Raw genomic sequence first — 7,623 nt, forward strand, 5'->3', positions numbered from 1 at the left:
CCAGCCGGTGGTGTTGTTGTTATTTATTTTTTGATTTAGACAGTCCGCCCCCCCCTGAAAACAACACTATAAGTCTCCCCGGGGGGGGGGGGGGGGGCGGGGCCCCCCCCCCCCCCCCGGCCCGCTTCGTTTAGAGGTACTGACCGGTGTTGGCCACCGTGTCGATGGAGCGTCCGGTGTCCGCGCCTTGTTTTCCGGTGACGAGCGTGCGGATGAATACGATCCGCTCGCCCTTCTTTCCGGAGATCCGGGCCCAGTCGTCGGGGTTGGTGGTGTTGGGGAGGTCCTCGTTCTCCTTGAACTCGTCCACGCAGGCCTGGAGGAGGTGGGCGACGCGAAGGCCCCGCTGTTTGTGCTCGAGGAAGGCCTTGATGGCCATCTTCTTCGCACGGTCCACGATGTTCTGGATCATCGCGCCCGAGTTGAAGTCCTTGAAGTAGAGGACTTCCTTGTCGCCGTTGGCGTACGTGACCTCGAGGAAGCGGTTCTCCTCGGTTTCGGCGTACATCTGCTCGACGACGGTCTGGATCATGCTGTGGACGGTGTCGGCCGTGGAGCCCTGGTGCTCGGACAGGTCGTCCGAGTGGAGGGGCAGCGTGGCCTTGAGGTACTTCGCGAAGATGTCCTTCGCCGCCTCGGCACCCGGACGCTCGATCTTGATCTTCACGTCGAGCCGGCCGGGTCGCAGGATGGCCGGGTCGATCATGTCCTCACGGTTGGAGGCGCCGATGACGATGACGTTCTCCAGGCCTTCCACGCCGTCGATCTCGGCGAGCAGCTGGGGGACGATGGTGTTCTCCACGTCCGAGCTGACGCCTGATCCACGGGTGCGGAAGAGGGATTCCATCTCGTCGAAGAAGACGATGACGGGGGTGCCCTCGCTCGCCTTCTCCCTCGCACGCTGGAAGACGAGGCGGATGTGCCGCTCGGTCTCGCCGACGTACTTGTTGAGGAGTTCGGGGCCCTTGATGTTCAGGAAGTAGGACTTCCCGGCGGGCTGGCCGGTGACTTCGGCGACCTTCTTGGCAAGGGAGTTGGCCACGGCCTTGGCGATGAGCGTCTTGCCACAGCCGGGGGGGCCGTAGAGCAGGATGCCCTTCGGGGGCCGCAGTTCGTGTTCCTTGAAGAGGTCCGGGTAGAGGTAGGGGAGCTCGACGGCGTCGCGGATCAGTTCGATCTGGTCGCCCAGGCCGCCGATCTTGTCGTAGTCGATGTCCGGGACCTCTTCGAGGACGAGGTCTTCGACTTCGCTCTTGGGCACGATCTCGTAGACGTAGCCGGAGCGGGGTTCGAGCAGCAGGGAGTCGCCGGGGCGGATGGTGACGTCCAGGAGCGGCTCGGCGAGCCTCACCACCCTTTCCTCGTCGGTGTGCCCGACCACCAGGGCGCGCTCGCCGTCCTCGAGGATTTCCTTGAGGGTGACGATGTCCCCGGCCCGCTCGTACGCCATGGCTTCGACCACGTTGAGGGCTTCGTTGAGCATGACCTCCTGGCCGCGCCGGAGGTCTTCCGGTTCGACGCTGGGGCTCACGTTCACCCGGAGCTTCCGGCCGCCGGTGAAGATGTCGACGGTTCCGTCTTCGTTGGACTGCAGGAAGACTCCGAAGCCGGCCGGCGGCTGTGCGAGCCGGTCGACTTCTTCCTTGAGGGCCACGATCTGGTCTCGGGCCTCGCGCAGGGTATTCGCCAGACGCTCGTTCTGGGCGGATACGCCTGCCAGGTTTGTCTGGAGCTCGACGATCCGCTCTTCGAGAATCCTCGTGTGTCGCGGAGAGTCGGCGAGCTTACGTCGCAGGACGGCGATTTCCTGCTCGAGATAGGCAACCTGGCCGGCGGGGTCCTCAGACCCTCGCCCGGGCCGGATGCCGCGGTTGATGTCGTCGTCGTGGGCTGCCACGGTCCTCACCTCCTCCAAGGGGAGCTGGACGCTTTCTGACCCTACCTGGGCTGGTGGTGATTGAAACCCCTAGATCACAAAGACGGTAGGGGTGTGTCCGATCTTCACCCTTGCGTACTCCCTCACCCCAAGGAAATACCCACCCATCAACATCGGAAAGCAGCCGGTTGTAAGGTCGAAGTGTTCAACACCCGTCAGAGCTCGTGCGACTTGTCGCGAGTTGTGTCCGGGATGGATCACTCACCGCAGGGAACGGCAGGAGATATGACCGTGCAGCAGGGGGCACCCAGCGACCAGACCATCGGCTCGGGCGAGGCTGGAGAGCCGCTCGAAGTCTGGATCGACCAGGACCTCTGTACGGGCGACGGGATCTGCGTTCAGTACGCCCCAGAGGTCTTCGAGCTGGACATCGACGGTCTGGCGTACGTGAAGAGCCCCGAGGACGAGCTGCTCGTGGAGGCGGGGGCGACGACTCCGGTTCCGCTGGTCCTGCTCCAGGACGTGGTGGATTCCGCGAAGGAATGTCCCGGTGACTGCATCCACGTGAGGCGGGTTTCGGACAGGGTGGAAGTCTTCGGTCCCGACGCGCAGTGAGGGTTCAAACACCTGTGGCGGACGAGTCCGTAAGCTCCTGGCGGAATTTTCCGCCGGTCCAGCGCCACTTGGCGAGCTGCTTGGTGTCGGGGCTGTAGCGGGGCACTTCGGGCGACGAGTACCCGAGGAGCGTCGCGGTGACGAGTCCGCCGCGCACGGTGACCTCCGTGGCGGTCTGCTTGCGGCCCGCTTCGAGCAGGGTGGCGACGACGCGGGGCTTCGCGTCCTCGGCGGCGTCCTGGGCGAGTACGTAGAGGGCGTGCGGCGGGGTCCCCGAGCCGGCGTCGCAGCGGACGGCGGCCACGGTCTCGGGTCGGCCGTCGCCGTCGAGGTCGCCTTCGGCGGTGGCCGTGACGGCCTGCGGGGCCCCTTTGCAGTCCAGGGGGTACGCGACCGCGTGCGCGTCGGGAGCGGCCGCCTGGGGGCCGTTCGCGGGCCGGGCGGGAGCCGTGGGGGACGCGGGACCCGCCGGACCCGCGGTGGCTTCGGTGGCCTGGCTCGGCTGGAGGAATCCCGCGCCGGCGATGACGGCGGCCAGGGCCGAGGCGGTGACGAGCCAGTGGACGGGCCGGGCCCGGTGGTGCGCCGGGGTGTGCGGTGTCGGCGCCGACTCGGCGGTGCTGTGCGGCACGCGGGGTGTCTCCTGTGCGAAGGGTGACGGGGAGCCAGCATCGTGCCACACCTCACATCGGAGTGGAACGGGCGGGTCCGGGCCGGCCGGCCGGGTTGGCCGGCTGGCCGGCCGGGCCGGTGTCCGGGCAACGAAAAGACGCCGTGGCGCAGTTCCCGGATCGTACGGGGAACTGCGCCACGGCGTCCGTGTGTTGGGTGGCCCGTGCGGGCCGGTCGCCCGGTGGCTCAGTCGCGGTCGCCGTCGGCGGGGGCCGCGGGGGCGGCGGACTTGGAGCCGGACTGGCTGCCGGGGCCCTCGTAGTCCTCGCCGTAGGCGCCCTTGGAGGGGCGGCGGCGGCGCATGGGCGGCTCGACGCCGTCCGCGAGGCGGCGGGCGGTGACGAGGAAGCCGGTGTGGCCGATCATCCGGTGGTCCGGGCGGACGGCGAGGCCCTCCACGTGCCAGTTGCGGATCATCGATTCCCAGGGCTGCGGTTCGGCGTAGCAGCCGAACTCGCGGATGGATTCGACGGTCCGGGAGAGCTGGGTGGTGGTGGCCACGTAGCAGCAGAGGATGCCGCCGGGGACCAGCGCCTTGGAGACGGCCTCCAGGCACTCCCAGGGGGCGAGCATGTCGAGGATCACGCGGTCGACGTCCGTGTCGGACAGGTTGTCCTGGAGGTCGCCCACGGTCAGCTGCCACGCGGGGTGCGGGCCGCCGAAGTAGCGCTCGACGTTGGCCGTGGCGATCTCGGCGAAGTCCGGGCGGCGCTCGTAGCTGTGGAGCATGCCCTGGTCGCCGATGGCGCGCAGCAGGAAGCTGCTCAGGGAGCCGGAGCCCACACCTGCCTCCACGACGCGGGCGCCGGGGAAGATGTCGGCGAAGGCCAGGATCTGGCCCGCGTCCTTGGGGTAGACCACGGCGGCGCCGCGGGGCATGGACAGGACATAGTCGGGGAGCAGGGGACGCAGCGCGAGGTAGGCGACGTTGCCCGTGGTACGGACAACGCTGCCCTCGGGAGAGCCGATCAGCTCGTCGTGCGGGAAGGAACCCTTGTGGGTGTGGAAATTCTTCCCGGCTTCGAGCGTGAACGTGTAGTGGCGGCCCTTGGGGTCGGTGAGCTGAACCTGGTCCCCGACCTCGAAGGGCCCGCGTCGGCGGGCGGCACCGGTCGGTTCGGACATGTGACCAGTGTATTGGCTTCAGGACTGGGGCCGCGCCATGGCCTTCACGAAGGCCCTCTCGACGTCCTGGGTGGAGAGCACTCCGTAGATCTCGCCGCCGGGTTCGAGGACGAGGTATTCGGTGGCGGGGGTGGTGCGCAGGTGGTCGAGGAGTTCTTCGCCGGTGAGTTCCGCGGAAACCTTCATGCCGTCGGTGAGGTCCTGGGAGAGGGTGCTGACGGCGATCCAGGGGCGTCGGTGTTCGGGGACGGAGGCGATGGCGGTTTCGCGGACGATGCCGGTGGGGTCGCCGAGTCCGTCGACGACGACGAGGGCGCGGGCGCCGGCTTCGTTGGCGCGGCGCAGGGCTTCGGAGAGGGGGGTGGCGTTCTCCACGGGGATGGCGCGGCGGGTGAGTTTGCGGGCGTGGAGTTCCGGGAGGTGTTCGCGCAGGCGGGCCATGCGCAGGCTGTTGCCGGCGCCGGTCCAGATGATGGCGGCGAGGATCGCGGCGAGCAGGGCGTCCATGACGGTGTCCATGCCGCCGATCTCCTGGACGGGGCTGCCGAGGACTCCGGTGTGCGTGAGGAGCGGCAGGCCGAGGAGGACGGCGACGGCGAGGCCGCGGCCGACCCAGGCGGCGGCGATGGTGCCGGCCATGGGTTTGCCGGTGATGCCCCAGATGACGGCGCGGAGCATGCGGCCGCCGTCGAGGGGCAGTCCGGGGAGGAGGTTGAAGGCGGCGACGAGGAGGTTGGAGATCATCAGGCCGGCGAGGAGGACGCCGGGGACGCTGGCGGGTTCGACGGCGTCCATGCCGAGGTAGAAGGCGCCGGCGAGGAGGAGGGAGAGCAGGGGGCCGACGAAGGCGAGGACGAATTCGCGGCCGGGGGTCTCGGATTCCTTCTCGATCTCGGAGACGCCGCCGAAGAACTGGAGCTGGATGCGGCGTACGGGGAGTTTGAAGCGCAGGGCGGCGACGGTGTGGGCGAGTTCGTGGACGAGCACCGAGGCGTAGAAGGCGACGGCGAAGAAGAGGGCGACCAGGTAGCGGGCGGGGCCGAGGTCGGGGAGGATCCGGTCGAGCTGGTCGCCGAAGACCCAGGTGATGAGGGCGGCGACGAGGAACCAGCTGGGCGAGACGTAGACGGGTACGCCGAAGGGGCGGCCCATGAGGAGTCCGCCGCCCGGTCCTGAGCGCCGGCCCGCGCGCTCGCCGGTTTCGTCGGTGTCTGCCACGGTTGTCCTTCGTTCGCTGCTGTCCGGCGCAGTGGGGGCGCCGGCGGTTCTTCCTGCTTCTTCCCATGATGTCGCGGGTGCGCCGTAGCGCGGTGTGATGCTCTGATCATGCAGTGCGAGGGGTCTCGGAGTCGATGGTATGCGCGTGCTGACGGTGGCGGGTCGTAGGGTTTTGCGTATGACGACGAGCCCTGGCAACGGTCCGGACGACGCGGCGCCCGATGCCGTGCCCAGCAGTGTGCCCACTCCTGCGCCGCCCAGCCCTGCGCCGGGCTCCGTACCGGGCGGGGTGGAGGGCGGGACCGCGGGCGGGACCGCGGGTGGCCCGGAGGGCGGTGCGGGGGCCGTGGCCGTGGCGCCGACGTCGCTGTCCCCGTCCCGGGCGAGTGATTTCATGCGGTGTCCGCTGCTGTACCGGTTCCGGGTGATCGACAAGCTGCCGGAGAAGCCCAGTGCGGCGGCGACCCGGGGCACGCTGGTGCACGCGGTGCTGGAGCGGCTCTTCGACCATCCGGCGCAGGAGCGGACGGCGCCGCGGGCCAAGGCGCTGATCCCGGGGCAGTGGGACCGGCTGCTGGAGTCGAAGCCGGAGCTGGCGGAGCTGTTCCCGGAGGGTGACGAGGGGGCGGGGCTGGCGCGGTGGCTGACGGAGGCCGAGGCGCTGGTGGACCGGTGGTTCACGCTGGAGGACCCGACGCGGCTGGAGCCGGTGGAGCGGGAGTTCTTCGTGGAGACGGAGCTGGAGTCGGGGCTGCGGCTGCGCGGGATCATCGACCGGGTGGACGTGGCGCCGACGGGCGAGGTGCGGATCGTCGACTACAAGACGGGCAAGGCGCCGCGGCCGGAGTACGCCGAGGGCGCGCTGTTCCAGATGAAGTTCTACGCGCTGGTGGTCTGGCGGCTGAAGCGGGTGCTGCCGCGGCGGCTCCAGCTGGTGTACCTGGGCAGCGGGGACGTGGTGACGTACGACCCGGTCGTCGAGGACCTGGAGCGGATGGAGCGCAAGCTGCTGGCGCTGTGGGACGCGATCCGGGAGGCGACGCTGACGGGTGACTGGCGGCCGCGGGCGACGAAGCTGTGCGGCTGGTGTGATCATCAGTCGGTGTGTCCCGAGTTCGGGGGGACTCCCCCGGTTTATCCGCTGACCGTCGCGCCGCGCACCGCGGCCGGGGGTTCCGCGCTGCCGTAGGCCGTCCGCCCGTCGCGGATCTTGCCGGACCGGGGCAGTTCGGGTGTGCGGGTCAGGGCAGAATGGGCGGCGTCCCCCGACCGCGTCCGACGAATACGAGGTAGACCCCGTGGCGATCCGCGTACTGCTGGTCGACGACCAGCCGCTCCTGCGCACCGGTTTCCGGATGATCCTGGAGGCCGAAGAGGACCTCGCGGTGGTCGGCGAGGCCGGGGACGGCCTGCAGGCGCTGGACCAGGTGCGGGCGCTGCAGCCCGATGTGGTGCTGATGGACATCCGGATGCCGCGGATGGACGGGGTGGAGGCGACCCGGCAGATCACGGGTCCGGGCCGGGACGGTCCGGCGCGGGTGCTCGTGCTGACGACCTTCGATCTGGACGAGTACGTGGTGGAGGCCTTGCGGGCGGGGGCGAGCGGGTTCCTGCTGAAGGACGCGCCGGCCGTCGAGCTGGTGCAGGCGATCCGGGTGGTGGCGGGCGGCGAGGCGATGCTCGCGCCGAGCATCACGCGGCGGCTGCTGGACAAGTACGCGGGTCATCTGCCGTCGGGCGAGGACAGCGTTCCGCACGCGCTGGGGACGCTGACCGAGCGCGAGGTCGAGGTGTTGAAGCTGGTGGCCCGGGGGCTGTCCAACGCGGAGATCGCGGCGGACCTGTTCGTGTCGGAGACGACGGTGAAGACGCACGTGGGCCACGTGCTGACGAAGCTGGGTCTGCGGGACCGGGTGCAGGCCGCGGTGTACGCGTACGAGAGCGGTCTGGTGCGGCCGGGCGCCGGCCAGTAGCGGCGGGCGTCCCGCGCGCGGCACTGCCGCGGCGCCGGGCGGTCCGGCCCCGTCGCCCCGGGACCGCGGGACGTCGCGGGCCCCGGGACCCCGGGGGGGGGGTCGGGGGCGCGGGCGGTGGGGGGCGTGGTGTCCCGGGAGGAG

7 protein-coding genes are annotated in these 7,623 nt (G+C 69.9%); 3 read left to right on the top strand and 4 right to left on the bottom strand.

The genetic code is table 11. The features are described from left to right. Positions 1 to 130: 130 nt before the first annotated feature. Positions 131 to 1,897 carry a proteasome ATPase gene (arc, locus tag ACWF9Z_RS30990; RefSeq protein ID WP_453607614.1) on the bottom strand — a complete coding sequence of 589 codons (1,767 nt, stop codon included), beginning with the start codon at positions 1,895 to 1,897 and terminating at the stop codon, positions 131 to 133. A 264-nt stretch (positions 1,898 to 2,161) separates the two neighbouring features. Between arc and ACWF9Z_RS30995 the strand changes: the two genes are divergently transcribed. Continuing rightward, complete coding sequence (locus ACWF9Z_RS30995) at positions 2,162 to 2,491, top strand: ferredoxin (protein WP_453607617.1); 330 nt, start codon at positions 2,162 to 2,164, stop codon at positions 2,489 to 2,491. A 4-nt stretch (positions 2,492 to 2,495) separates the two neighbouring features. On the opposite strand, the gene ACWF9Z_RS31000 is transcribed toward ACWF9Z_RS30995, so the two are convergent. From ACWF9Z_RS31000 to ACWF9Z_RS31010, 3 genes are all read right to left on the bottom strand, one after another. Next, the gene (locus tag ACWF9Z_RS31000; RefSeq protein WP_453607619.1) at positions 2,496 to 3,122 is read right to left on the bottom strand and encodes a hypothetical protein; all 627 of its coding nucleotides are present in this window, start codon (positions 3,120 to 3,122) and stop codon (positions 2,496 to 2,498) included. A 227-nt stretch (positions 3,123 to 3,349) separates the two neighbouring features. Continuing rightward, the gene (locus tag ACWF9Z_RS31005; protein WP_453607622.1) at positions 3,350 to 4,288 is read right to left on the bottom strand and encodes a tRNA (adenine-N1)-methyltransferase; all 939 of its coding nucleotides are present in this window, start codon (positions 4,286 to 4,288) and stop codon (positions 3,350 to 3,352) included. A gap of 18 nt (positions 4,289 to 4,306) precedes the next feature. Beyond that, complete coding sequence (locus ACWF9Z_RS31010; RefSeq protein ID WP_453607625.1) at positions 4,307 to 5,506, bottom strand: site-2 protease family protein; 1,200 nt, start codon at positions 5,504 to 5,506, stop codon at positions 4,307 to 4,309. 178 nt (positions 5,507 to 5,684) lie between these two features. On the opposite strand from ACWF9Z_RS31010, the gene ACWF9Z_RS31015 reads away from it, so the two are divergent. Both ACWF9Z_RS31015 and ACWF9Z_RS31020 read left to right on the top strand, forming a co-directional pair. After that, positions 5,685 to 6,695: a RecB family exonuclease gene (locus tag ACWF9Z_RS31015; RefSeq protein WP_453607628.1), complete on the top strand. Its 1,011-nt coding sequence runs from the start codon at positions 5,685 to 5,687 to the stop codon at positions 6,693 to 6,695. Positions 6,696 to 6,804: 109 nt separating this feature from the next. Next, on the top strand, positions 6,805 to 7,479 hold the full coding sequence (locus ACWF9Z_RS31020) for a response regulator transcription factor (RefSeq protein WP_356657269.1): 675 nt from the start codon (positions 6,805 to 6,807) through the stop codon (positions 7,477 to 7,479). The last annotated feature ends 144 nt before the right edge of the window (positions 7,480 to 7,623 follow it).

Source organism: Streptomyces sp. NPDC054961 (genome assembly GCF_053609145.1).